Genomic DNA, 24280 nt, shown 5'->3' on the forward strand with positions numbered 1-24280 from the left:
CTTCATACATTAGAATAGGGTCAAGATTCTAAAAATGATTCGAATTTTTGAAAATTTCGTGAATTGTTATAAACAAAAAGATCTCGCAAATCATTGATTTGCGAGATTTAGATATTTTTTAAAAACTTTAAAAAAGCTTTTCAGCGGAGAGAGAGGGATTCGAACCCCCGGACCTGTTACAGTCAATAGTTTTCAAGACTATCGCAATCGACCACTCTGCCATCTCTCCTGAATAACGGCTGTACCGTCGTTTTCAGTGGTGCAAATATATAACGTTTTTTGAAACTGGCAAAATATTTTTTGACACTTTATAAAAAAAATTGATTCTTACGCTTAAAAAATCTTCTATTTAAGAGAAGTCCCTTCTACAAAAGCATCCGCAACGGTCTGATAAATAATAGAATTCAAAATCAGGTCCTCCCGAGACCTGTTGAGATTAATTTTTCATATTTTTTTTATTTATTTCTTTCAATGCAGATTCCTGCTGCTTAAAATGCTTTACAATCCAGCCTAAACATTCATTGGAATCCATAATACTCCAGGAATGGGGATGCCTCATTCCACCCGGACGAATCCCGCGGTCATTGGTAATGATAAGATCTGCATTTTTATGTCCTTTCAGTTTTAAAAGGTTTCAGGGGTCTGGGAAAATAATCTTACAAATAAAAGACTGAATAGAATAGAATAATACTTAATTTTCATGTTTAATAAATGGTTATTTTTACTGACCTGAATAAGATGTAATACCTCAGCAGGCTGTTTATAACGGAAAAATACTATTTTTATTACCATTATATGCCATCCAAAACATCATCTTTAATTACGGTATTAAAATCACAGGAAAATTTAACAGTGGTCTGCCCATAAAAACTTATCCAAAAGAAAACAGACCCTATGCAGAATGATCTAACCCATGAAAAAAATGAAAACAGAAAATACAGTCATCAATAATCTCAGCTATACCCTCCATATTCAATATCAGAACGACGAAAAACTCCGGATGGAATTTAACAGGATGACCCGCCAGTTCTGGGAATTTGATTTCGAAAATTATTATCAGTCCGGGTTCTGGGACAGCACCTGTATTCTGTATTCCCTGTTTGACGGAGACAGAATCATTTCCCATACAACAGTAAGCCTTTTTACCCATACCCTTGATGGCCAGACAAAAACTCTTTTGCAGCTGGGAACCGTAATGACAGATGAAGAATACAGAAATCAGGGATTAAGCCGTTTTTTAATGGAAAGGATACAGACTGACTTTAAAGAAAAGACAGACGGTATGTTCCTTTTTGCCAATGAATCGGTAATGGATTTCTATCCAAAGTTCGGCTTTGTTCCGGTACAGGAGTATGAAGCATTCCAAAAGACTGCCCATTTGGATTTTACGAAAAAACAGGAAGCAAAAAAACTGAATCTGGACCACATTGCTGACCTTAAGTTATTTGAAAACCTGGTTGAAAATGCTTTCCCAAACACCTCATTCCCAACCAAAAGCAAAGGTCTTACTTTTTTCTACTGCTATGCGAATCCTGAAATGGGTTATAAAGATGCTGTTTACTTTATCGAAAAACTTAACTGTGCGGTTGTGATGGAAATCGATGAAAAAATCCTTCATATTATTGATATTTTCAGTCCCGTTCCAACCGATCTGAACGAAGTCATTGCTGCTTTCAGCGATATCTCTTTCACGGAAGTAGTTTTAGGATTTTCACCGGATCAGGGTAATTTTGAATACAGATTATGGAAAGATGAGGATTTACAGTTATTTGTCAGTCAGGAGCTTCAGGAAAGTTTTGAAAAATATCAGTTGAAGATTCCGGCTTTGTCACACACCTAGTCTCATGCTGTTAATGATCAGATAGCCATCCTGTTTTTATCCTCCAGGCATTGTAATCTGCATCCTGTCCATCAATTTCCGGAATCATTTCTATATCAGCAATATTAGTGATCACTTCTTGAGAAAGAGGTGGCAATTCTGCCTGCAAGCGTTTCTCATTCAGCAAGGTTTTATTTTCTACCGGATAAGGCACTCCTCCCGCGGTGAGCTGGGTGCCATACCGCTGCGGTTTACTCTGAAAAACCTGGATCCTGTCATATAAATAAGCGATGTTTGAGCAACTGGTATCGTTTTGATTTTCAAGCATCATGACATAACATTCTTTCATGAATGCAGGTTCGCCAATGGAATGCTGTATGATCAGCCACGCGGCATCGCTTGCTTCTGCTCCTACTTTGGAAACCGTTGGAAATCCAATGTCCCGGATCATCTCCCGAAGCCGTTCTGCATTTTGTCTGTGAATACGTTCCATGTCGGGGTGATAACCACCGGAAAGTTGATTTTCAGCAAGTAGTTTTTCCCTTACCGACAGGTCTTTTTCTGCCAATTGGATTAATTCTTTTGATATCAGCGGGTCCATATCTTTTCCTTTCTAAAGTTTACAATGGTCTAAGATTCTTCTATCCGGTCTATAATAAATTTAACTCTGTTCTCTACCTTATCTTTTGGAACTTCAATCACAGTATAGCCATAATCAAGGTAAGTCTGCTTGATCTTTTCAAACGTGAATACTGCTTCTTCCCAATCCTGTTTCCGCTCACTGTCTGTTTCATAAATTTCCTTCCAGGGCGGCAGAATAAAAACATTGGGATTATATTTTGTTTCATGTACTGCTTTTACTGTTTGTACCGGAACCGGTATATTTTCCATATTCATATAACAAACCGTATCCAGCAAACCGCGGTCAAAGAAAACCGTATCTTTTGATAGGGTATTTTTTATGGTATGATAGGTCTGCAAAGAAGCACTGAACATCAGCTCTGCATACAGCTCTTTATTTCGCCATGGAAGACCATCACCGTCAACCCTGACCTGCTCTTTAATAATCCTCCTTGCTTCTTCCGGAACTGTCAGAAAGCCCATCTTGTCCAATTCATTTAGAATCGTGGTTTTACCAACCCCGGGGCCGCCTGTGATGATATACAACTGATCTGATATATTGCCGTTAGTTTTCAAGCCAAAAAAAATTAAAATTTCAACGTATTTAATTCACTAAATTCCTCCCTGTTGTATATTCTGTCAATTCTGCCATTCTTCAAAACCGCTATTTTATCACAGGTATGAAAGAGTGTTTCGATGATATGAGAACTGATAATCACTACTTTATTTTCTGACTTCAGCTGCCTGATAATGTCATAAAGAATATGCACGCCTTCAAAATCCACTCCGTTAAAAGGCTCATCAAGAATATTTACAGGTTTATCCAGCATCAGCATTCCGATCAGGGCTAATTTTTTCTTCATTCCGCTGGAATAGTACTGCACATATTTTTTCATCGGAAGATTGAATTTATCCGTCAGTTCCTTCCCGTCAATTTTCTTTTCACGTGCAAAGTAGGATAAATATTCTTCTCCCGTAATATAGGGATAAAAGTAGTTTTCAGTTTCGAGATAAGAAACAGAACTGCGCTTTAGAGGTCCGCTGTTCCAGCTGATACTTCCGGAAAATTTATTGTTTTGATACAAAGAATCAAACAGCGTGGTCTTTCCTGCTCCGTTCTTTCCGAGGATGCCTACAATACAACCTTCTTCCAGCGCCAGATCTACCCCATTCAGAACATTCTGATTTTTGAATTCAACTTTTAAATTTTTAATCTCCAACATAGGTTTTGATATTTTGTTCAGCGTTTCTTAAATTCTTACTGATGATCACCAAGGCAGGAATCACCGTCATGCTGCAGAAAAGAAATTCTATATAGACCATGACATTGTGACAGCCTCTTTTTTCTTTATAATGATAGAGCTTATACTTTCTGCTGATGACCATCAGGAAATACAGATTCATAAAGACAAAATAGTACAGCAGGTAGAGACTGTCATTGAGGTTTAACATCATAAAGGAAATATAAACAGGCAGTAGCAGAATATTGAAAAACAAAGAGTTTTTTCTTATTTTCTCCTTTAAACTCATTTTTTTAAAATACATCTCAAGCATTTCCTTACTTTCATAAGGTTCATAGATTTCTGAAATATAGTCCATCACAAAAATACCTGCCACAATCAGCGATGCCGGATGATAGGATGAAGCGAGTATTATGATATATCCAATGACTGAAAACAGGGTATTCTTTCTCAGGAAACTTTTCCATTCAAACAGATGATCGGGTATGTAATCCCATTTCAGGGCAGGATTAAGCTTGGTTTTGGGAAAGAAAAAACCAAATGCTATGATAATAAGGAACAGCGAAAGACCTGTTTCTTCAATTTTGTAATGGATATTTCCCAGCAGTAACACGGTATAAATAAGTGCAGATTCCAGGATAACGACCAGCCGCCAGCTTTTTTCAAAAATCTTCTTCAAAAAAGGGATATCTTTTCTGCTCCAGTGAAACACAAGGGCCGTCATCAGAAACAGAACAGGGTAATAACGATCAGACGGCAGTTTAATAGCGATCATCAGTATGAATACGAGCAGAAACGGTATGCTCACCTTCATATCCAGATTAAAGATCCTGAATAACTGGTAAAACCTGAATTTCAGATGGTTGATTAGTGTTTTCAATTCTAAAGTATCTATATTAAAGCGATAGAAAGAACATGCCGGACTTATTGCTTATTTTTCAGGATTGCAAATTGCCAAAAAAAATTCAAATATTTCGATCTTCAGGGGTTTATTTTAAGTTAAAAAACTCATATTTTTGAAATAATCTGTCACGTTTTATTCATTAAGTTTGTCTTCAAAAGAAATATCATGCAGGAAAATTACAGCAGATTATTGACCTATGCCTACAATATCACAGGTTCGTATGAAGATGCCCAGGATCTGGTGCAGGATGTGATAGAAAAATATATTTCTCTGGACCAATCGGAGATCAGAAATGAAACTAATTTCCTGATCAAAAGTACGATCAACCACGCGATCAACTTTAAGAACAGACACACCAAAAAAAATGGTGTACGGTGAATGGCTTCCCGAACCTCTTTCCTTTGACCACACAGATCATAAACTAATTAAAGAACAAACCGCCCGTTATACCCTCCTCGTCCTTTTGGAAAAACTGAATGCCAAAGAAAGGGCCGTTTATATTTTAAAAGAAGCCTTCGAATATTCCCATCAGGAGATCGCTGAAACCCTTGACATTTCCGTAGAAAACTCCCGGAAATTGCTGAGTCGGGCAGGAAAACAGCTTCAGCATATCAAATATGCTCCCGATACTTCATATTCAACGGATACTCAAATACTTCATCAATATCAGGAAGCTTTAAGTGAAGGAGATATTACAAGAATCGAAGAACTTCTCATGGACGATATCAGACTTTCTGCAGACGGAGGAAAACGGATCCGTGTCATCAAAGCCGTTGAAACCGGAAAATCTGCCACAGCCTCTCTTCTGGCTTACGTACAGCAGCAGTTTCTTACGGGAAAACGATTTACTTTTCATATATTCAGCCACCAGCCGGCTTTGTGTTTCTGGCAGGGTGACCGGGTTTATAACTGTCATATTTTGGATATTGATGACCATGGTCTGATCCGCGAGATCTATTCTATTGTAGATCCGGAAAAACTGAAAAGAGTACTCTAGCTTAATTTCTTCTTTTTTGTCACATTTCGAAATCCATGTGTGTCTTTAAAGAAAAAAGTATGAACACACTTCTCCGAATCGACAGCAGTCTCAGACTTGAAGATTCTTATTCACGCCGGATGGGCGATTATTTTGTGAATCAGTGGATCATGAAGCATCCTGATGGAGCCGTTATTCAAAGGGACACAACCATTCATCCTACTCCACATCTTACCCAGCAAACCTATGATGCTTTTCTGGATGAAAGTCTTCATTCTGAAGGTCTTCTTCTGTCTGATGAACTGATTGATGAACTTTACCGAAGCAGCGAAATTCTGATCACCTGTCCTATGTATAATTATGGAATTCCTTCTTCTCTGAAAGCTTATTTTGACCTTGTGATCAGGACCAGAAAAACATTTATGTACGATCATGGAATCAAAGGACTTCTTTCCGGCAAGAAAGCACATATTATCTCTGTAGCGGGAGGCATTCATTCCGCACACGGAGGCGTGAATCCCCTTGAGATCCATTTAACGAGCATTTTAAATCATATGGGAATCCGGGATATCCGTTATTTTCCACTGGAAGGAACTGCAGCTCCGGATCAGCTTTCTGAGAAAATGAACGTAATAGAGACATCAATTTTTAAATATTTAAATTAATCATGGACCAGATAAAAAAAGCTATAGAGCAATTCATTAAAGGTGGTGATCAAAGAGATACACAGCTACTTGAACAGGTTATTCACCCAAGCTACCAAAATGTTCAGGACGGATTTTTTGATCAGCCGGGAATTTTTGTCATTCCTAAAGAAGAGTACATCAGCCTGGTTCGTGATAAAAAATTTGGCGGCCAACCGCGAACCATATTGTATCACTCTTTGGAAGAGAAAAATAATATTGCTTATGCCAAAGTTTCTTTGGAAAGTCCGGTTCTGAAATTTTCTTCACTCATTACCTGTGTCCGGGAAAATGGAAAGTGGCAGGTGATAGGGAATGTTCCGGTGATAGAACGGAAATAACTTATAGACCTGTATTAAAAGATTTTACCTGAAACATAAAACCTTTTAATACAGGTTTTACGGAAACCCGTAAAACAATCCTGTTAAAATCTGGTATTTTTGAATCAGAGAGAACAGTAACCTGTAAAATTATTAATCATGGCCTGGAGCTATAGAAAAAGAATCAAGGTAATACCCGGAGTACACCTTAATATCAGCAAAAGAGGAATATCAACATCGATCGGCGTAAAAGGAGCAAGTATTAACTTCAGCAAATCAGGAACAAGACTCAACACTCATGTTCTTGGATTTTCAAATAGCTTTCAACTTTCCGGTTCAAACTCAAGATCAAAATCGAGATCAAATTTAAATTTATCTCCAGTGCAGCCTTCCCAGCCCAACGTCAACATACCCGTTTTTTTTGAGGACACTATTTTCAGCGCCGATGTCCATGAAATTACGAGTCAAAATATGCAGGGAATTAAGGAAGCTATTATCTTAGCACAAAAACAGAAGGCAGAACTGACAGCTGATCTAAAAAAGATTAAGAGAACTTTATCCTTCACAAAAACCAAAAAGATATTAGGCTATCTTTTTATTTACGGACTGATTAATAAAAACATTATTCCACAACTCAATACAGATATTACTGCCCAACAGGAAGCTATTGACAGCACGAACGATATAATCGAGAAATGTTATGTGAATCTTGAAGTAGACTTCGACAATGACATCAGATCCAAATTTGAAGATGTTTATGAATGCTTCAAGAAACTTACCGGATCTAAAAAGATCTGGGATATTACGAGTGCTCATTTCCAAGATAGAGTCGCTGCACGCTCATCCGCCAGTAAGCTTGTTAGTAGAAAGGAGGTTAAATTTTCTTTGAAATCGCTTCCTTATATAAAGTCAGATTATCCGGCTTTGTACTTAAAAAATGCAAACGGAGCTGACCTTTATTTCTACCCCACTTTCGTTGTCATGTACACCAATGACAATCATTTTGGCATTATCGGAATAGACGAACTGAAGCTTTATCATTCTTCATTACGCTTTACTGAAGAATCCGAAGTGCCTGCTGATACAAAAATCATAGACAGGACATGGGCTAAAGTCAACAAAAACGGAACCCGCGACAAAAGATTCAAAAGTAATTATCAGATTCCAGTAGTTCGTTATGGCCATATCAAAATGAATACAGATACAGGACTTAATGAGGAGTATCAATTCAGCAATTATGAACTGGCAGAACAGTTTGGAAAGGCATTTAAAATATATCAGTCTGAATTCCTGTCTAAAGTGTTTTAAAATCATATGCCGTGAATGATAGCTGGACATATAATGAGTTTAACTTTAATTTTTGGGACCAAGTATAATATAATGTACTGATAAGGTTTTATTTTGTTTATATAGATTCAGAATTAAGAAGATTTCAGTATATAAATTTTAATTTTAATCCTTCTTCAAAAACTGTAATTGACTATAAAATGTGTTTATCAGTCTTTTTCCCAACCGATATGATTTTTTAATGGAGCAAGATTATATATCTTATTAAATCCTATAGGTTTGTAAAACATTAAAGTAATTACTAGATCTTTTGTTAGATTATTAGGATCATTTTTTTTTGCTATAACATACTGAACATACTTTTGTTTATTTCCAGCAAATATTACGGTTGTATCTTTAATTTTAAAGTCTTTTAACAAAACATTATTAAGATTTATTTTTGCATAGTTTTTATGAAGAAAATATAGATCAGCTTGCATGGCTCCACTATAATCTTCACTTTCATCAAAAAGATTTTTGTATGCCTTCATGTCATTGTCTCTTACTGCATTCCAATATTTACTAACTGTTTGTTCTATTTGTTCCTTATCTTTTTGATCTTGAGATACACAACTTACCAAAAGAAAAAGAATTAAAACGGCTGTTATTGTTTTCATTATTGTTGAATATTTTTATTTATTAACTGTTGATCAAGAGGCTGAATAGGAATGCCATTATCTTTCATAATCTGGGTTCCATTTTGAATTATTAAAGAGTTAGGCATTAATCCCGCATTAGAGTCAGGTAGAGTCCCATCATAAACATAATTAACTACATCATTTCTCGTTTGTTGATTCATCTCAATTCCACTAGAATCCACATAATTGATTGCATCATCCATCCTCATTGCTTGTCCTTCAATTACCTTAACATCTTTTGATGCCTGCACATAATTACCCATACTTTTAACTGCATCAGGAATATTAGCACCTAACTGAATTAAAGCAGCAATCTCTCTTACCCCAAGATCTGTAGCTACTGTCTTATCTACAGCGGTTTGTTTAAGGTTCCACATCTCTGCACCTGTTTTTGTAGTGGTTGGTCTCTGACGATCACTTGCCACCGGATAATCTTTCATGTTTTGCAATTGAGCGTCCCCCACCAAAGGTCCATTATATTTATATGAATTTAATTTTAATCCTGTTGTTCCAGAAGACATTCTTGCTCCTCCTGGATTATATCCATTTGTTGATAACCCTATACCTCCCGCTGTGAATGCGGCTCGTCCATTACTTATTTGAGAAATTGGAGCCCGCTTTACTTTCATATCATTTCCATGAATAGCAAAAAATCCAGTATGATTCTTTAATAATTCCAAACCTTCTAGCTCAACGCCCATTCCTAATTTATTTTCTTGGAAAGCATAAGTACTATTATAAGGGAATTGTTCAGAAAGAGGATCCACGCTGAAAAACCTCCCTACATCAGACATATATTGACGCCATTTGTAAGCATAAAAACCTGTTTCCTGTAATTCCTGTCCTTGCATTTTATAGCTTTTATACGATCCTACCCCAAAGAATGCATTCCCTGTTTTTAAGTGATTCATCCCAAAAGGATAATAATCATTAGCATCCACAATCTCTAAATTACCGTTATTATTTCTTCCATAAGATATACGAATGTTCCCCACCTGATCCTTATAGCTATAAATATATTGATTTTTGGCATAATCATAAAATCCTTCTGATGTGGGGAAAAACTGTAAGTCAGGAGTTTTTGCAGGTGTAAGTATTCCACCACCTCCAAGGGGCGGGTCAACCGTTGGATCAGGAATTCCGATCAGAGTAAAGGCCTGTGGTTCAAATGCGTGTTTTGACATCATTACCATTTCAGAACTTTCTCCTGTACCTCCCGAACTTACAGATTTATAATACTGAAATCCATCTAAATAATCCGTTGTCTGCATAGTGGTGTCAGTTCCTGCAAAACCTACCGAGCTCTTAACATTCTCTTTTCTGAGCTTCACGCCGTCAGCACGGTATTTTGTACTAATCTGGGTAGTGATCTGGTCAACACCTATATTAATTTTGTTCGGAAGGTTCAAATAATTGTAACCTATTCCAGTAATCTGTTTATCCATCATACTGGTCATATTTCCGTTGGTATCATAATCAATAGGAAAACCAGCTGTTCCCTCATACCCGGTCTTGTTTCCGCTGATATCTTTGATTTTCACAGCCTGGTTCCCAGTATAGGTATAATCCAGATGATCAATTACAGTAGCGGTATTGTTTCCGTATTCCATTACGGATGTTCTGTACAGATTGATCACATTTCCATTCAGATCGTAGGCCAGTGATTCTATATTTTCTTTACTGTAAGGATTCTGTGGATTCTGGTAATATCCTGCGGTCAGCCTGTTCAATGAATCATATGCATATCCATATCTCTTAGGGAGCAAAGAAGGGTTGGCTCCTATGGATTCTATCGCACGCCAGTCTATTTCTGCAATATTTCCATTGTATTTCGCTTTGACATCTTTTCCCAAAAACAACGTCTGGTCCGGATTGGTAATTCCTTCTTTCTGATTGTATTTAATTTTATAGGAAAACAGCTTTCCTCCCAAATCGGGAATAGTCATCTGATCTTTATTGATGCCGGACATCCAACCTCGGATATTATAGGTATAATCAATGCTCTGCAGATTGTTTCCTACTTTCTTATTTTTGAGCTGGGACAATTCGTTATAGCTGTTTTCGGCTAATAGCTGTTCCGGTTTGTCATCGACCTGATGGTAATGTTCTTTCAGTCTGTTTTGATGGTCATAGACAAATCGTTCTTTAACAGTTATTCCTGATTCACCAGGTTTTCGCAGGTGATAGGTATTGATATTCTGCGGAACTCCTGCAAAATCCAGCTTGGATTCTGTTTGTGTATAGCCTCCCAAATGGTTAATAGAATAGGTTCCGACTACACGCCCTCTCGTATCGTAATAGGTGTAATTCTTGGTCCAGTTGTCATCTTCAATATTCTTTACAAAACTCATTACCGGAAGTCCTTTGGTACTTTTCCCATCGGTAACGGTTCCTGTAAGAATAGACTCTCCCAAAACATCTGATATAGATGGATTAAAGCTGTAAGCGGGATAAGAATCATAATAATTCAGAGACAGTAAAGTGACCCACTTGGAAGAATTGGGATAGCTGGTATCCGGATTTCCATAATACACATCCATTCCCTGTCTTTCAAAAAATACGGTATTGAGCCTGTTGACATTATTGGAGCTATACCCATCCACAATATTCTGTTCAGCAATTCTGATACTCCCAGGTGTTGTTCCTGTATTACCTGTTGCGAGTCCTGTAATAGCTGTTCTTCCAAACTGATCGTACTTGGTATAAAGCCATTGTCCTTTTTTCCGCAGTTCAGCATCCTGAGTTCCTACCAGTCTGTCCTGTTTATCATAAATCATCGTTTCCCAATCTTTACCCGGAAGTTTCTTTTCTACCAGACGGTTTCTGCCATCATAGCGATATTCATAGGCCAGATTATCCTGATCTGCCTGGCTCCAGCTTTTGATTTTAGCTAATAACGGCGGAACAACAAAAGCAAGCTGATTGTATTCATTGTATACATAATAGGTATCTGCATTTTCTGAGGCACTCACTACTTTTCGCAGCAGTATAACCTGACCTCTGCCATTTTTGAACTCAATGGTTTGGTTTCCGTCTTCATCGATAACCGTATTTTTATAGAGCTGTGCATCCTGATATATTCCGGCATGGGAAGGAGTGCTTTTAGTGGCACCGTTTTCCCAGATGGTAGTGGTAGAAAACTTCTTTACAGCATCTGCTGTGGTAACCGCATCATACCAAAAAGCAACAGGTTTATCCTCCCAGGCATTTCCAACCGGTCTTTGTGCAATGATCCTGTCTAATGGGGAGTTCTGAAATACTTTCTCGGAGAAGATCTTTTCAGACCCATAAATATCAGGCTCGGTAGCATTGGCTAACGAAGAAGGGACAATAGCCCCGTTCAGCGTTCCCGCCTGAGGAACGGGAAGGAAGTCTTTGGCCTGTCTTCCGAATGCATCATATTCGATATGCGTGACCACATCTCTTCCGAGAGGTGAAGCTTTTACATTAACGATTTGCTTTGGCCTTCCTAACCCGTCAAAATACTGAACCGTTTCAGCTGTTTTTGTAGACTGGCCCGAGGCATTATAATCAAGATAGGTTTTGGACTGGATATAGTTTTCTGTAGAAGTTGGACCTGTTTGGCACAGTATAAGACCTGAGGTGCATAACAGACCCATTGGGATAGCTATCTTTTTCATCGTTGTATTGTTTTTGTGAAATCTAATGCTTTACAAAAGCATCAGTCAATACATGATCCCCAATTGGTGAATATTTGTAGTTACTTAATTTATTATGATGAATAATTTAAGGCTTTAACCTTTTAATATAGTATTACTTAAACAAAATTAAACAGGTAAAATGGTAAAATCTCATAAAATAGAGTGGTTTGGCAAAACAATAAGTCCGGATTTTTTATCCGGACTTATTTACATTAACATAGTATCATTTAAAATCTCAAAAAAATCTAGTCTTTAATTAATTTCCTGCATTGTCCGCCGATGCATATGAGGTACCATCCTTTTTCAACGGTTCCCAAATTAAGATCGAGCGTATTGTTATGTTCTGTAACCTTAATTTTTGATGTGATATCATTTCCTGCTCTATCCATTATTTTGATATTTTCGGCACTGCCCTTCTTCAGCACAATCTTTACATTCTCTTTGGCAGGATTTGGGTAAACTGTAAAAACATCCTGCTCTCTGCCTGATTCTGCTTCGAGGCTGTTTAAGAATGTTTCCGGGACCAGGCTTGTCTGAATGGTGATGCCGTTGATGGTACTAAACGTTACTTCCGTTGTATTTCCTGTTATTACAGTGGTTATGTTATTTGCAGGAAACTCCGGTTTCCATTTTCCAGCCAGCTTGAGCTTTACAGGAACAATCTGAGGTACCCTGTAGAGACGGGATGCTGTTCCGGTTATCTGTGAATAGGTAAATGCTTCATTGTCATTCAACAGACCCAGATTCGGATTGGTAAGACTTACTTTCAGCTTACTGCCTGCATTAAGAGCTTGAGTCATTACGACTGAAGGCTTATCTGCAGAGATCACAGCATCGGACTGAAAAACAGAGGTTGCATCAAAAATCACATAATTATAGGTGTTATCCTCTACGAATTTCACAACATGTGCTTTTTCATTCTGCTGGATGACCTCAAAATAATCTGTGAGGTGATCTGCAAAATTCTGTGTTGCAGAAGTTCCTCCCTGAAGAAGAATCCCATAACGGTAGCGACCTGAGGAAGGAGCTGTACCGTGATCTATATAAGCTGTTGTATAATCTCCCTGAGTATCTGCAGTATTGGAATAGTTACGTGACTGCTGGGTACTTCTTTTAATGACTACAGAACCTGTGTAAGATCCGGCAGGTATCACAAAACCGTTACCCACAGCATCTGTGGCCCATACACTTCCTGAGCTCTGCGAAAAATTGACATTTAATCCGCTCTGCGGTACTCCATTGATCGTTGTAGCGGTAGAAGCGGTTGGCAGCCCGGTCTGGAAAACGGTCGTATGTATGGGATTCGTTCCACCCGCATCTTTAAGATCTGACCCCAGACTTAATGCTTTATCTTTAAAGAAAAATACTGTTTTCAGGACAGACATTCCTGTGGGAGAATTGATGTCCTTATAATCCATTGCAAAAACACCATGGTTGTCCAGAGAAGCATGGGCAAGAAAATTTTTGCCGTTAAATTCTCTGCTTACTCCTGATGATATCCCACTGAGAGGAAGAAAGGCCGCGGTAACACCTGGTATATGTGCCCAGTCCCAGCCATCATCTGTCACTGCTCCCTGAGCATTGGCTACGCCCAAACCATTGGAAAGACGCGTCTTCGGTGAACCTGCAGATAAAATCTCCATAGCTCCTGCAGAAGTATATCTTCCGAAAAGATTTTCCGAGTCACTGTTTTCATAATGCCAGATATGTTTACTGGTTCCTTTTACAGCAATTTGATATCCGTTGTATTTATGGACACTCAATCCTGCATAAGGGAAACCGAAATGTCCCTGTGTAACCGGAACATCGGGAGTGAGTGTATTATTGATTCCGACAGCAATCTGTCCGGCCATGACGGGATTTTTTACACTTAAAGCTCTGTTAAATCCAGACATATTGTACATCCTTTTAAAGAACTGCCCTGCATCTGCATTCGCTACAGGATCTGCAGCATACCATAAAGCAAAAGCATACTTGTAATCTGAAAGAGGTGTCGTAGAATTGGGGAAACGTCCGGCCAGCCCCCGTGGCATTTCAAAATCTGCACTGAATTTCCGATAACTCATCAAAGCTGTCTTTAGATGTCCCTGCGAAATCTGCTTCAGCTCATAGGCGGAACCCTTAAGAATATAATTCATAATAGACATCGAAAAAAGGGCATCTCCACCATAGCTGTTGGCATAAGCCCCTCTATGATGATACGTGGTGAAATCAGGTTTTATAAAATCTGCCCATCCGTTACCTATTAAAAGAGCATTATCGGTAAAATCTACCAGAAATTTCATATTGGCCAATTTATCGGCATCCGAATCATCCTGCCCCAAAACGTAACATAACCGGGTTTCTATCAATGCTCTGACGACATCTGTATTAAATCCGGGATTGGTAAAATGAAAATTAGGATTATCAGGATCTAAAAAAGAGGTAAGATTGCCCAGAACTCCCATATGATGAGAAAATTCTCCGGCCTGTACCAACTCTTCTTTCATCAGAAGAACGCATGCTGCATAGGTGAAACAGCGCAGTCCGAAACCTGAATTATTGATATTAACCGTTTCCTGCGAAGCATTTAAACCAAAGTTAAAATTGGTTGTACTGTTGATTCCCTTGTCTTTGATGTACTTAAAAATCTTTAGAATCAAATCTTTGCCTGCAGCACTGTGGTATTTTGGATTGGATGGCTGCCCGTTGACCAATGGCCCCTTTAAGTGATAAGACATCACCAGATATAGTAAATGATTATTAACAAGGGTTACCATCGCCCCGTTATCTGTTCCGTTGGTCATATTCCATACCGGGCCCGGAGCATTGAAATTGTAATTATTGACTACGTTGGTCTCCGCATTATTTCCAAACTGGATGTATCGGTCATACAGACCTTTAACACTTGTATTGGAATAGGTCGTGACCGTATTGTCGGTGAGCCAGTTGATGTATTTTATTTTTACAGCGTTTACTTCAGTAAGCTGTGCATAAAAGGGAGAGCAGCTCAGCAATACAAAGGAATATAAAACAGACTTCAGCATAAGGTTTTGGTTTATTCACAAAGATATGAATATTTACTCTGCTTTTTCTCATCAAATTTATCCTATCTATCACATTCCCAAGTTGGTATATGTATAAATAATTTTTAAATTGCTATTAAACGGATAATGAGATACTTCCAAAAAGACAACGATCTGCTGATTTCTTACTCCCGTTATTTCTTAAGAAATAAGTCTGCGGTTTATTTGATGAATACCGGAATTCTATTTCCTGTTTTCAGGATCAAATTATTTTTCTGAACACTCCATCCGTTCATAAATCCTTAAAACAATCGTAATCTTAATTTCAGGTTGTTTCCCAAACAGACGTTTAATTTTGCTCCAATTTAATCTACTGAAAAAGTGAAGAAAATTTTTACCTCTGTTTTATTCTGTGCATCGCTGTTTTTCTATGCACAAACCGGGACTCTTTCCGGAAATATTAATGATGATTCCAAATTATCTCTGCCGGGTGCCCGGATTTCTCTGTCTCCGGGAAATATCTATACTACTTCTGATGATCATGGCAACTTCGTGTTTCTGAATGTCCCTCCGGGAAATTACACCATGAGCGTTGACTATCTGGGCTATGGAACAAGCGAATATAATGTGCTTGTTGAGGCTGAAAAGAATACGAGACAGAACATTGTTTTCACAAAAAAAGAAACTGTGATTGCAGAAGTGATCGTAAGCGGTTCTACTTTGAAAAACCAGGCAAGGGCCTTGAACAAGCAGAAGAACAATGCCAATATTACCAATGTGATCTCCTCCGACCAGATCGGACGTTTCCCCGACGCCAATATTGGTGATGCTCTTAAACGTGTTCCGGGAATCACAATACAGAATGATCAGGGGGAAGCAAGAAACCTTATCATCAGGGGGCTGGCACCCAACCTTAATTCTGTGACTTTAAACGGTGACAGGATTCCATCGGCTGAAGGGGATAACCGTAATGTACAGATGGACCTTATTCCTTCTGATATGATCTCTACCATCGAGGTCAACAAAACCCTGACTCCTGATATGGATGCCGACGCCATCGGTGGTTCTGTGAATCTAATTACAAGAGCCTCCCCTAACGGACAGCGTATTTCTGCAACAGTCGCCGGAGGTTATAATCCTATCCGCGAAAAGGGCAATTATACAGCGGGACTTGTCTATGGAGACCGTTTTTTAAATAAAAAATTAGGGGCTGTTTTCAGCTTTTCTTATAACAACAACAATTTTGGCTCAGACAATATTGAACCTACCTGGAGTCTTGCCAACGATGCTGCGCAAACCGCCTATATCAGTAAGATGGGAGTCCGCTATTATAATGAGCACCGTATCCGCCACAGTTTTGATCTGAATATGGATTATGAATTTAATTCCAAAAACAAGATTTATGCATCGGCTATGTACAACTTCAGAACAGACAAGGAAAACAGGTTTGCTTTGGGATATAAGGTGAAACCTGTTTACAATGCTGATGAAACGGAGATCACAGGCTGGAAAGGAAGCATTACAAGACAGAACAAAGGTGGAGATTCTGATAATGACAACACCCGTCTTGAAAGACAGAAAGTACAGAACTATGCTTTGAGGGGAGAACACCTTCTGGGTTCCAAGATCGATCTTGACTGGTCCATGAATTATGCGACAGCGAGTGAAAAGAAACCTCATGAACGATATATAGAGTTTGAAAATGGGAAAATGAATTTCTCTTCAGACCTGAGTGATCCGGAAAGACCGATGATTACTCCTCTTTCTGCAGATAATTTAGGAGTTTACAAGCTGAGCGATCTTTCTGACTCCAACAGCTTTACACAGGAAAAGGAATTTGGAGCCAAGGTGAATGTCCGCTTTCCGTTTTCGGTAATCGAGAACCAGAAAGGAAGACTTCGTACAGGGATCCGTGTCCGTTTAAAGGAGAAAGAGAGGAACAACGATTATTATGCTTTTGACCCGTTACAGGATATGGGAAGCCTGCTGTCTGTTCCGACCGTAAATTTCGACGGACAACATTTCCAGCCTGGGAATTATGTTCCGGGGACTTTCGTCAATCCTTCTTATATCGGAGGTCTGGATCTTTTTAACCCGGGTTTATTTAAAGGTGAATCAAAACCTGAGGAATTCCTTTCCAGCAACTATACCGCCAAAGAGAATATTTACGCAGGATACATCCGATGGGATCAGGATTTCAGTGAAAAATTCTCGATGATCGCCGGAGCGCGTTTTGAAACTACAAAAATTGATTACACCGGAAATTATGTATTAAATGAAGCCGATCTTGCAGGGCAGATCAACCGGACCAATACGTACACAAATATCCTTCCCAATCTATCCTTCAAATATGTTCCGGTTCAGGATCTGGTGCTTCGTGCCGCCTTTACCACGGCTTTAGCCCGTCCGAATTATTATTCGCTGGTTCCTTATCTTAATGTGATTTCTGCAGATGAAACCATTGCAGCCGGAAACCCTGATCTAAAGGCCACTTATGCATATAATTTTGATTTTATGGCAGAGAAGTACTTTAAGTCGGTGGGGATTCTTTCGGGAGGTCTTTTTTATAAAAACCTGAAAGATTTTATTTATACCTATTCCAGAAGAAATTATACCACAGGAGATTTTGCAAACGATTTTGCAGGACAGTCCAATCCTATTCCGGCTGGAGAAAACAACTGGAGATTTACACAGCAGCGAAATGGCGATAATGTTGACATTTACGGTTTTGAAGTGGCTCTTCAACGTCAGCTGGATTTCATTCCGGGAGCTTTCTGGAAAGGTTTTGGGGTGTACGTCAACTATACGTATACCAAATCAAAAGCGAAAGGAATCACGAATGAAGATGGAGTGGAAAGAACAGATGTGGGACTTCCGGGAGCGGCTCCACATATGTTCAACGGATCTCTTTCGTGGGAAAATAAACGTTTCTCGGCAAGGATTTCCATGAATTACGCTTCTCACTATATTGATGAGCTGGGTGGAAAATCCTTTGAAGACCGCTATTATGACAAGCAGGTTTTCCTTGATGCCAATGCTTCCTACAGGATCACCAGCCAGCTGAGGGTTTTCGCAGAAGCCAATAATCTGACGAATCAGCCGTTAAGGTATTATCAGGGAATCCAGAGCAGAACGGCTCAGGTGGAATATTACAGACCTAGATTTACCTTAGGAGTAAAATTTGATTTTTAAACGCATGAAAAAGATACCATTTATATTAGCCGTCTCCACTCTACCCTTTGCAGTGGGCTGCGGCACGCAACATTTAGGAGAAAAACTAAAACCTTCCGTCGTTACCGAAACGGTAGTACATGATACGGATGATCCGGCGATCTGGATTCACCCTTCTGATGCTTCCAAGAGTATTGTCATAGGAACCGATAAAGATACGGACGGCGGATTGTATGCCTTCGATCTGAACGGAAAAATCATTCATAAAGTTTCGGGATTAAAACGTCCTAACAATGTAGACCTGGAATACGGTTTTTTGCTGAACGGAAAGAAAACCGATATTGCGGCCGTTACGGAAAGAGAAACCAATACGGTAAAGATTTACAGTCTTCCTGACCTTAAGGCAGTAGGATCCTTTACAGTATTTGACGGTGAAACAGAGCGGGACCCGATGGGGATTTCATTGTATAAAAATCCGGCAACAGGAAACATAGATGCTGTTGTAGGAAGAAAATCCGGTCCGGCGGACGGCTATCTGTGGCAGTATCAGCTTTCTGAAAAAGACGGAAAAATAACAGGAGAAGTAGTCCGTAAGTTTGGAAAATACAGCGGACTGAAAGAGATTGAGAGCATCGCGGTAGATGATGAAATGGGCTATATTTATTATTCTGACGAGCAGTTTGGCGTGCATCAGTATTATGCAGATCCGGCCAAAGGCAATGAGGAGCTTCAGGTTTTCGGTAAGGGTGATTTTAAGTCTGATGTGGAAGGGATTTCCATCTACCCTACTTCTGCTCAAACCGGTTATATTCTGGTTTCCAATCAGCAAAACGATACGTTTAATGTCTATCTTAGAGAAGATCCGGCTAAGGGAAAAATTGCAGAGATCCCGGTTTCCACGAGCGAAAGTGACGGTTCGGAGGTAACGAATATGGACTTAGGACCAAAGTTTCCGAAAGGTGTATTTGTAGCCATGAGCAATGGACGGGTGTTCCATTTTTACGACTGGAGGCTTATCGAAGAGAGGATCAAAGCGGCTCAGAAAACCGATAAATAACATTAATATTTTAAAGAAAAACAACTTAAGTTCAAATACTTACAGATTCACAACACGACAACCACTGCAAAAAGCAGTGGTTGTTTTTTATATCAAGATAACGCTGATATCATCTGGCTATATGAAGTGATCATTCATTCTAAGAATCTTCACATCATTTTTCCATCTACCATCTTCTGAAGTACCTCGACCCGTTGGGTAAGGAGGATACCCTCTTCGGAAACACCTCCATTCGGTTCAATAACTGTCTCCACCCAATTCCGGCAGGCCTACAGCCATTTACTTTTCTTAAAGTTTCCTGCAAGCAATTGTAATGATAACTAAAATTCAGATGTTTTTAGTTTTTTTGGCTCGAGTCCACCTTTTAAGACTTATCAATTTTTTGGGGTATAGCAAATCTCAAGAGAGATAAGTTTTTTTTAACGCAAAGTTTTCATTTTGTGAACGTTCAGTTTAAGTAAAACAAAGAAGGCGACACTGTCGCTGATTAAGCGACTGGATAAAACACACGCTTCATCGGATCAATCATAGATTGATTTTCTCTTTGCTTCCTAAACTATACATCATTCAATGAATCCTTTACGTCTATAAAACTCATCAATCATAAATACCGCTGTTTTTTATGTTTAAACGCAAAGTTTTTATTTTGAGAATGTTCAGTTTTAAGGAAAGCAAAGAAGGCGACACTGTCGCTGATGAAGCTGAATGGATAAAACACACGCTTCATCCGATCAATCATAGATTGATTCTCTCTTTGCTTCCTAAATATAGATTGATTCTCTCTTTGTTTCCTAAAATGTTCATTATTATTTTTTTAATCCTTTGCGTCTATAAAATTGATCATGAAAAATACCGCTTTTTTTATGTTTAAACGCAAAGTTTTTATTTCCAGAACTTTCCAGTTTTAAGGATGGCAAAGAAGGCGACACTGTCGCTGATGAAGCGACTGGATAAAACACACGCTTCATCGGATCAATCATAGATTGATTCTCTCTTTGCTTCCTAAAATGTTCATTATTATTTTTTTAATCCTTTGCGTCTATAAAATTTCTATTCACTATTAATTATTCATTCTTCACTTTTCACTTTTCCCTATTCATTCATCTTCATTTCCCTCTCCTTTCCAAAATAAGGTGTCCGGCATCCAACATTTTAATCAGATGGATGTATGGGCAGACCATATTTCTTTCCGGCACATGGTCATAGACTCCCAGCGACAGATAGACCATCCCTGACATAAAATAATCAAATTCCCTGACACTGTATTCTCTGAATGCTTTTTTAAAGGCCAACAGAGGGTTTTGGTATTCCTTCTCAGAAAGTGAGCCTAGAAGTAACGGAGAGGTATTTTCCAACTGAATATTGGTAGACTTTTCCTTTTCTTTTAGTGTAATGAGATAACCTGCGCGAATAAACGACTGTATAGACTGGTGAAACTGAAAGATATCGGACGGATCTTCTTTTATCCAGCTGTTTCTTTTTACTGCGCAACTCATTATGCTGTTCAACCTTTCTTTAGAGGCAGCCAGGTCATTGAGCTTAAAAAAGTTCTCCATCAGCTGTAACGCTGAGTGCTTCTTCGTATCTGTGCCAAGCCGGGACTGAAAGTCTGCTCTGTTCTTTTTCATGCGTTATATTTTGTAATTAGGATCAGATCGGTTCCTTTAGGTTAGATACAGCTTTTATGCACATGAAGTTTCCGGTATACTTTGTAGTATGCTGAGCTTTTTTGTACTTCTTGTGTAGATAAGCAGTCTTAAACGACCTGTTTCTGTTAAACTGTTTTTTTAATGACTGTAAAGGAGGAAATCCTGCCAATGCCTGGACTTCCTGCCCATACAAGTCCAAAATGAATATAATAGAATTTGTGTTTTTCTGAAAGCCTTAAAGGCCGCAATGGATTGTACACCCCATTGTAACATGTCATGATACTTGATGTGGTAAAGCGGGCTTAGAAAAAAGAATTGTAGAAAAGCAGAACTGCATGGGTAAGAGAACCATTTAGTTTTACAATATACTTTTTCTCATGTCTAAGCATTTTATTATTTGCTTCAAATATACAAAATAATTCTAAAAAAGCTACTAATAAGATACATCTTTTTAGTGGTAACGAAAGTGATGGTTATTTATAAGATTTGTAATAATAAATAATTCTAAAAAACTTATAAATATGGCAAGTGAATTTTCCAAGGAAAAAGTGTTGAAGAAACTGGGTAAAAGGATAAAAGAAATCAGAATAAGTAAAGGGTATTCAAGCTATGAATATTTCGCTTATGAACACAATATATCCCGTGCCCAATTTGGAAGGTATGAAAGAGGAGAAGATTTAAGGTTTAGTACACTTGCAAAAATAATTGAAGCTTTTGATATGAGCCTAGAAGAATTTTTCGCTCAAGGTTTTAATGAGGAAATATTATAAGCAATGGCTTCTATATTTCTTTAAAGTATCACAAAGCTACGCTTATTGTACCTTATTTTACAAATGCAATAACAATAATATCGGTAAACAAAAGCGTACCGAATAAAATTATGATTAGTTCGTAATTGCAGGTATGTATGAGGAAACTGAAAAAATAATTATGATAAAAGTAGCAATCACACTACGTGCATTGCTGGAACGAAATCGAAATAAAAATTATGCTGATCCCAATGCAGAAAATAAAGCCTTAGTTAATAGCTATGAAAAAATTGCTACAAACTCCAGCTCAGATATCAGAAAAGCTACTATTACAAATGCTTTCAGTGGCAAGAAAAAATCAACAATGATTACAGTAATATTAATTGTAGATTCTTTGGGCTATACCATGAATGATTTTGGAGAACAATACGATAAAATTACCGATAAAGATATTGTCGAATTTAAAGAAAATATTTTAAAAATTAAATCTTGAGGCTCGTCTAGATCTTATTAATTCAAGATCGGAAGGCTTTAAAAAAAAACAATAACACTTGATTTTATTGCTATGAAAGATATTCAGGATAGTTACTGTATTGCTGTAGCAGATCATATCAAAAAATTTATTGATGACAATAAGATAGACTTAGCCGATCTTGCTGCTGCTGCAAATGTTGACAGAAAACAGGTTTACAGACTGATCAATAAAGAAAATGTCCCTTTACTGTCAACTGTTGTGAAAATAGCATTAGCAGCAGGTCTTGAAATGAATATAACTCATATGGATTTTGATTTTAATCAGTATAGGAAAAATAACAATATACTTATTGCCGTTCCAAAAGGTAAATCTAACCTTGAAGATTTTGAGGATTTGATTGATTACAGAGTCAATAGACATTGTACAACGGTGAAAATTATTTCCTATAATTGTAAAAGAGTGAGATGGAGGCTGGTTTGGAAAAGCTTTTAAAGCATAAAGTTAGAAACATTAAAATCGTTTCTTACAAATTTAATTTTTCAAAATAGAACTTTAGATCAGCAGAATCTACTTTGATGGGAAGGTTACTAAATTCCCATCCGTTCCTGGGAGCCTTTACTGTACTTGATAACTGATGATTATACAGCATGATGTAATTCTTAGGGCTTATAGAATCATATAATACGATATGTCTGGTTCCTTTTTTTAAGTTATTAGCGCAGGTTTTACCTATTTGTTGCCCATTTACTTCATAAGTAAAATCAGTCCCTACTCCATTATTATTTTTTTGATGCCAATCACTGGTTATATAGGCTATGGTATATTTTGCATTCTTTTTAGCACTTCTCAGGTCATGCCGGGATAAAACCAGTGTTACAATGATCAATACTAAGGTAGCCAATGCCAATACTACTGAAAGAATCTTCCCTTTTGACTTGATTATTTTTATGATATGTTTCATTTGAGTTATTTAATAATTGACCACAGTATTTTCAAAAGTATCTCCTACAATTGCTTCGAGCGTGACTCTAGTACCTATTCTTATATGACAAATTTAAAGCTATTTCTCATTGTTGGAGGTTATTACCATAAAAATTGATCATAAAATAAAAATCCGAGAAAGTGGATTTCCCGGATTAGATGTTGTTAAGGTTTTATTTGGACACATGAATTATGTTGGGACAATATGGGAATATAAATAAGACTCACGCACGGCCATATGAAAAGCTTAATTATCTTCTTTTATGTCTTCCACAACATAAGAAGAATCTTCTTTTATTCGGTACAATTTCTTCGAATGCAGACTACCATCAATATTATAGAATCTAAAATACCCTGTTTTTAATTTACTTTCATAACTTTTTTTTGGATCTTTCATTTTCTTAAATCTATATAAACCTTCAGAAAAAAGCTTATTTGTATTTTTTTCCTGTACAATTTCAACACCATAAAAATAACGATCATTTGAACTATCTATTTTTATAAATGTATCAAAATGATCATTATAGATATCATTATCCTTTTCTTTATATACATATATTGTATCAACAAATTGATCATTTCTAAATTTTCCATCCAATTTGATAAAACCATTCTTATCATAAATATGCAATGACAAATCTTTTTTATCAGTGCAGGAATTTAATAACAAAAAAGAAAGTACCAGTGATAAAAAATATGTTTGATTATTCATTCTATAATTTAATTTTCGCATAATGTATCGTGTCATTTACAATGATATATTCGTTTTTTCCAATAATATTGCCATTCATATCAAAAGCATTATGAATTCCAAATGGCTGTACGCTAGATAGTGGATATGCAAATAAAATTTCCAGTATAAGTTAAGCTACATTTTGATAAATTTCGTTTTGATTATTAAATTCTTCTATTGTTTTGTAATTTAGGGTACTGTGACGTCTTTTTTTATTGTACCAGATTTCAATGTATTCAAATATTTCCATTCCCATTTTTTCTTTTGTTA

General features: G+C 37.6%; 22 protein-coding genes and 1 tRNA gene. 11 read left to right on the forward strand and 12 right to left on the reverse strand.

Annotated elements, in window-relative coordinates:
- Positions 1–144: 144 nt before the first annotated feature.
- Positions 145–229 (reverse strand) — tRNA-Ser (locus IW16_RS24880).
- Positions 230–922: 693 nt separating this feature from the next.
- Between IW16_RS24880 and IW16_RS24885 the strand changes: the two genes are divergently transcribed.
- Positions 923–1840 (forward strand): GNAT family N-acetyltransferase, encoded by a 918-nt coding sequence (locus IW16_RS24885; RefSeq protein ID WP_034751445.1) that lies wholly within the window; start codon positions 923–925, stop codon positions 1838–1840.
- Between the two features lie 10 nt (positions 1841–1850).
- Here the strand turns inward: IW16_RS24885 and IW16_RS24890 are convergent, their stop codons facing one another.
- The 4 genes from IW16_RS24890 to IW16_RS24905 are packed head-to-tail and all read right to left on the reverse strand — an operon-like array spanning position 1851 to position 4561.
- Positions 1851–2420 carry a DUF6624 domain-containing protein gene (locus tag IW16_RS24890; protein ID WP_034751187.1) on the reverse strand — a complete coding sequence of 190 codons (570 nt, stop codon included), beginning with the start codon at positions 2418–2420 and terminating at the stop codon, positions 1851–1853.
- A gap of 29 nt (positions 2421–2449) precedes the next feature.
- The gene (locus IW16_RS24895) at positions 2450–3016 is read right to left on the reverse strand and encodes an AAA family ATPase (RefSeq protein ID WP_228376995.1); all 567 of its coding nucleotides are present in this window, start codon (positions 3014–3016) and stop codon (positions 2450–2452) included.
- 11 nt (positions 3017–3027) lie between these two features.
- A complete protein-coding gene (locus IW16_RS24900; RefSeq protein WP_034751190.1) occupies positions 3028–3663 on the reverse strand; it encodes an ABC transporter ATP-binding protein in 636 nt (211 codons plus the stop codon).
- Positions 3650–4561: a hypothetical protein gene (locus tag IW16_RS24905; protein WP_034751192.1), complete on the reverse strand. Its 912-nt coding sequence runs from the start codon at positions 4559–4561 to the stop codon at positions 3650–3652. The genes IW16_RS24900 and IW16_RS24905 overlap by 14 nt, the downstream gene beginning before the upstream one ends.
- Positions 4562–4750: 189 nt before the next feature.
- On the opposite strand from IW16_RS24905, the gene IW16_RS24910 reads away from it, so the two are divergent.
- The 5 genes from IW16_RS24910 to IW16_RS24930 all read left to right on the forward strand — a co-directional run bounded on the left by IW16_RS24910 (position 4751) and on the right by IW16_RS24930 (position 7872).
- On the forward strand, positions 4751–4963 hold the full coding sequence (locus tag IW16_RS24910; RefSeq protein WP_034751194.1) for an RNA polymerase sigma factor: 213 nt from the start codon (positions 4751–4753) through the stop codon (positions 4961–4963).
- Entirely contained in the window at positions 4950–5582 is a 633-nt protein-coding gene (locus tag IW16_RS24915; protein ID WP_034751196.1) for a sigma factor-like helix-turn-helix DNA-binding protein, read from the forward strand. The genes IW16_RS24910 and IW16_RS24915 overlap by 14 nt, the downstream gene beginning before the upstream one ends.
- Before the next feature lie 59 nt (positions 5583–5641).
- Complete coding sequence (locus IW16_RS24920) at positions 5642–6226, forward strand: FMN-dependent NADH-azoreductase (protein WP_165572041.1); 585 nt, start codon at positions 5642–5644, stop codon at positions 6224–6226.
- A gap of 2 nt (positions 6227–6228) precedes the next feature.
- Positions 6229–6585: a nuclear transport factor 2 family protein gene (locus IW16_RS26000; protein ID WP_051890762.1), complete on the forward strand. Its 357-nt coding sequence runs from the start codon at positions 6229–6231 to the stop codon at positions 6583–6585.
- A gap of 138 nt (positions 6586–6723) precedes the next feature.
- On the forward strand, positions 6724–7872 hold the full coding sequence (locus IW16_RS24930) for a DUF4236 domain-containing protein (protein ID WP_034751198.1): 1149 nt from the start codon (positions 6724–6726) through the stop codon (positions 7870–7872).
- A gap of 188 nt (positions 7873–8060) precedes the next feature.
- Here IW16_RS24930 and IW16_RS24935 read toward each other — a convergent pair whose 3' ends face one another.
- The 3 genes from IW16_RS24935 to IW16_RS24945 all read right to left on the reverse strand — a co-directional run bounded on the left by IW16_RS24935 (position 8061) and on the right by IW16_RS24945 (position 15216).
- The gene (locus IW16_RS24935) at positions 8061–8507 is read right to left on the reverse strand and encodes a hypothetical protein (protein ID WP_034751202.1); all 447 of its coding nucleotides are present in this window, start codon (positions 8505–8507) and stop codon (positions 8061–8063) included.
- On the reverse strand, positions 8507–12169 hold the full coding sequence (locus IW16_RS24940) for a DUF6443 domain-containing protein (protein WP_051890764.1): 3663 nt from the start codon (positions 12167–12169) through the stop codon (positions 8507–8509). Before IW16_RS24940 ends, IW16_RS24935 begins: the two co-directional genes overlap by 1 nt.
- Positions 12170–12435: 266 nt before the next feature.
- Positions 12436–15216: a chondroitinase family polysaccharide lyase gene (locus IW16_RS24945; RefSeq protein WP_051890766.1), complete on the reverse strand. Its 2781-nt coding sequence runs from the start codon at positions 15214–15216 to the stop codon at positions 12436–12438.
- A gap of 360 nt (positions 15217–15576) precedes the next feature.
- On the opposite strand from IW16_RS24945, the gene IW16_RS24950 reads away from it, so the two are divergent.
- Entirely contained in the window at positions 15577–18387 is a 2811-nt protein-coding gene (locus tag IW16_RS24950) for a TonB-dependent receptor (RefSeq protein ID WP_034751204.1), read from the forward strand.
- A gap of 4 nt (positions 18388–18391) precedes the next feature.
- The gene (locus tag IW16_RS24955) at positions 18392–19423 is read left to right on the forward strand and encodes a phytase (protein ID WP_034751206.1); all 1032 of its coding nucleotides are present in this window, start codon (positions 18392–18394) and stop codon (positions 19421–19423) included.
- Positions 19424–20529: 1106 nt separating this feature from the next.
- Here the strand turns inward: IW16_RS24955 and IW16_RS24965 are convergent.
- Positions 20530–21051, reverse strand: a complete 522-nt coding sequence (locus IW16_RS24965) for a hypothetical protein (protein ID WP_034751214.1) — start codon at positions 21049–21051, stop codon at positions 20530–20532.
- A 542-nt stretch (positions 21052–21593) separates the two neighbouring features.
- Between IW16_RS24965 and IW16_RS24975 the strand changes: the two genes are divergently transcribed.
- The 3 genes from IW16_RS24975 to IW16_RS24985 all read left to right on the forward strand — a co-directional run bounded on the left by IW16_RS24975 (position 21594) and on the right by IW16_RS24985 (position 22788).
- On the forward strand, positions 21594–21842 hold the full coding sequence (locus IW16_RS24975) for a helix-turn-helix domain-containing protein (protein ID WP_034751220.1): 249 nt from the start codon (positions 21594–21596) through the stop codon (positions 21840–21842).
- A gap of 160 nt (positions 21843–22002) precedes the next feature.
- A complete protein-coding gene (locus IW16_RS24980) occupies positions 22003–22314 on the forward strand; it encodes a hypothetical protein (RefSeq protein ID WP_131327995.1) in 312 nt (103 codons plus the stop codon).
- A 72-nt stretch (positions 22315–22386) separates the two neighbouring features.
- Positions 22387–22788, forward strand: a complete 402-nt coding sequence (locus IW16_RS24985; protein ID WP_034751228.1) for a helix-turn-helix domain-containing protein — start codon at positions 22387–22389, stop codon at positions 22786–22788.
- 31 nt (positions 22789–22819) lie between these two features.
- On the opposite strand, the gene IW16_RS24990 is transcribed toward IW16_RS24985, so the two are convergent.
- From IW16_RS24990 to IW16_RS26815, 3 genes are all read right to left on the reverse strand, one after another.
- Complete coding sequence (locus IW16_RS24990) at positions 22820–23257, reverse strand: hypothetical protein (RefSeq protein WP_034751231.1); 438 nt, start codon at positions 23255–23257, stop codon at positions 22820–22822.
- A 267-nt stretch (positions 23258–23524) separates the two neighbouring features.
- The gene (locus IW16_RS24995; RefSeq protein WP_034751234.1) at positions 23525–23989 is read right to left on the reverse strand and encodes a hypothetical protein; all 465 of its coding nucleotides are present in this window, start codon (positions 23987–23989) and stop codon (positions 23525–23527) included.
- A 151-nt stretch (positions 23990–24140) separates the two neighbouring features.
- Positions 24141–24266 carry an IS3 family transposase gene (locus tag IW16_RS26815; protein ID WP_394332457.1) on the reverse strand — a complete coding sequence of 42 codons (126 nt, stop codon included), beginning with the start codon at positions 24264–24266 and terminating at the stop codon, positions 24141–24143.
- Between the last annotated feature and the right edge of the window lie 14 nt (positions 24267–24280).

The organism is Chryseobacterium vrystaatense, from assembly GCF_000737765.1.
Classification (GTDB): Bacteria; Bacteroidota; Bacteroidia; order Flavobacteriales; family Weeksellaceae; genus Chryseobacterium; species Chryseobacterium vrystaatense.

Excerpts from the sequence above, each read along its gene's own strand:
- IW16_RS24885 (WP_034751445.1), top strand. The coding sequence starts at position 923 with ATGAAAACAGAAAATACAGTCATCAATAATCTCAGCTATACCCTCCAT.
- IW16_RS24890 (WP_034751187.1), bottom strand. The coding sequence starts at position 2,420 with ATGGACCCGCTGATATCAAAAGAATTAATCCAATTGGCAGAAAAAGAC.
- IW16_RS24900 (WP_034751190.1), bottom strand. The coding sequence starts at position 3,663 with ATGTTGGAGATTAAAAATTTAAAAGTTGAATTCAAAAATCAGAATGTT.
- IW16_RS24910 (WP_034751194.1), top strand. The coding sequence starts at position 4,751 with ATGCAGGAAAATTACAGCAGATTATTGACCTATGCCTACAATATCACA.
- IW16_RS24915 (WP_034751196.1), top strand. The coding sequence starts at position 4,950 with ATGGTGTACGGTGAATGGCTTCCCGAACCTCTTTCCTTTGACCACACA.
- IW16_RS24920 (WP_165572041.1), top strand. The coding sequence starts at position 5,642 with ATGAACACACTTCTCCGAATCGACAGCAGTCTCAGACTTGAAGATTCT.
- IW16_RS26000 (WP_051890762.1), top strand. The coding sequence starts at position 6,229 with ATGGACCAGATAAAAAAAGCTATAGAGCAATTCATTAAAGGTGGTGAT.
- IW16_RS24930 (WP_034751198.1), top strand. The coding sequence starts at position 6,724 with ATGGCCTGGAGCTATAGAAAAAGAATCAAGGTAATACCCGGAGTACAC.
- IW16_RS24935 (WP_034751202.1), bottom strand. The coding sequence starts at position 8,507 with ATGAAAACAATAACAGCCGTTTTAATTCTTTTTCTTTTGGTAAGTTGT.
- IW16_RS24940 (WP_051890764.1), bottom strand. The coding sequence starts at position 12,169 with ATGAAAAAGATAGCTATCCCAATGGGTCTGTTATGCACCTCAGGTCTT.
- IW16_RS24945 (WP_051890766.1), bottom strand. The coding sequence starts at position 15,216 with ATGCTGAAGTCTGTTTTATATTCCTTTGTATTGCTGAGCTGCTCTCCC.
- IW16_RS24955 (WP_034751206.1), top strand. The coding sequence starts at position 18,392 with ATGAAAAAGATACCATTTATATTAGCCGTCTCCACTCTACCCTTTGCA.
- IW16_RS24965 (WP_034751214.1), bottom strand. The coding sequence starts at position 21,051 with ATGAAAAAGAACAGAGCAGACTTTCAGTCCCGGCTTGGCACAGATACG.
- IW16_RS24975 (WP_034751220.1), top strand. The coding sequence starts at position 21,594 with ATGGCAAGTGAATTTTCCAAGGAAAAAGTGTTGAAGAAACTGGGTAAA.
- IW16_RS24980 (WP_131327995.1), top strand. The coding sequence starts at position 22,003 with ATGATAAAAGTAGCAATCACACTACGTGCATTGCTGGAACGAAATCGA.
- IW16_RS24985 (WP_034751228.1), top strand. The coding sequence starts at position 22,387 with ATGAAAGATATTCAGGATAGTTACTGTATTGCTGTAGCAGATCATATC.
- IW16_RS24990 (WP_034751231.1), bottom strand. The coding sequence starts at position 23,257 with ATGAAACATATCATAAAAATAATCAAGTCAAAAGGGAAGATTCTTTCA.
- IW16_RS24995 (WP_034751234.1), bottom strand. The coding sequence starts at position 23,989 with ATGAATAATCAAACATATTTTTTATCACTGGTACTTTCTTTTTTGTTA.
- IW16_RS26815 (WP_394332457.1), bottom strand. The coding sequence starts at position 24,266 with ATGGGAATGGAAATATTTGAATACATTGAAATCTGGTACAATAAAAAA.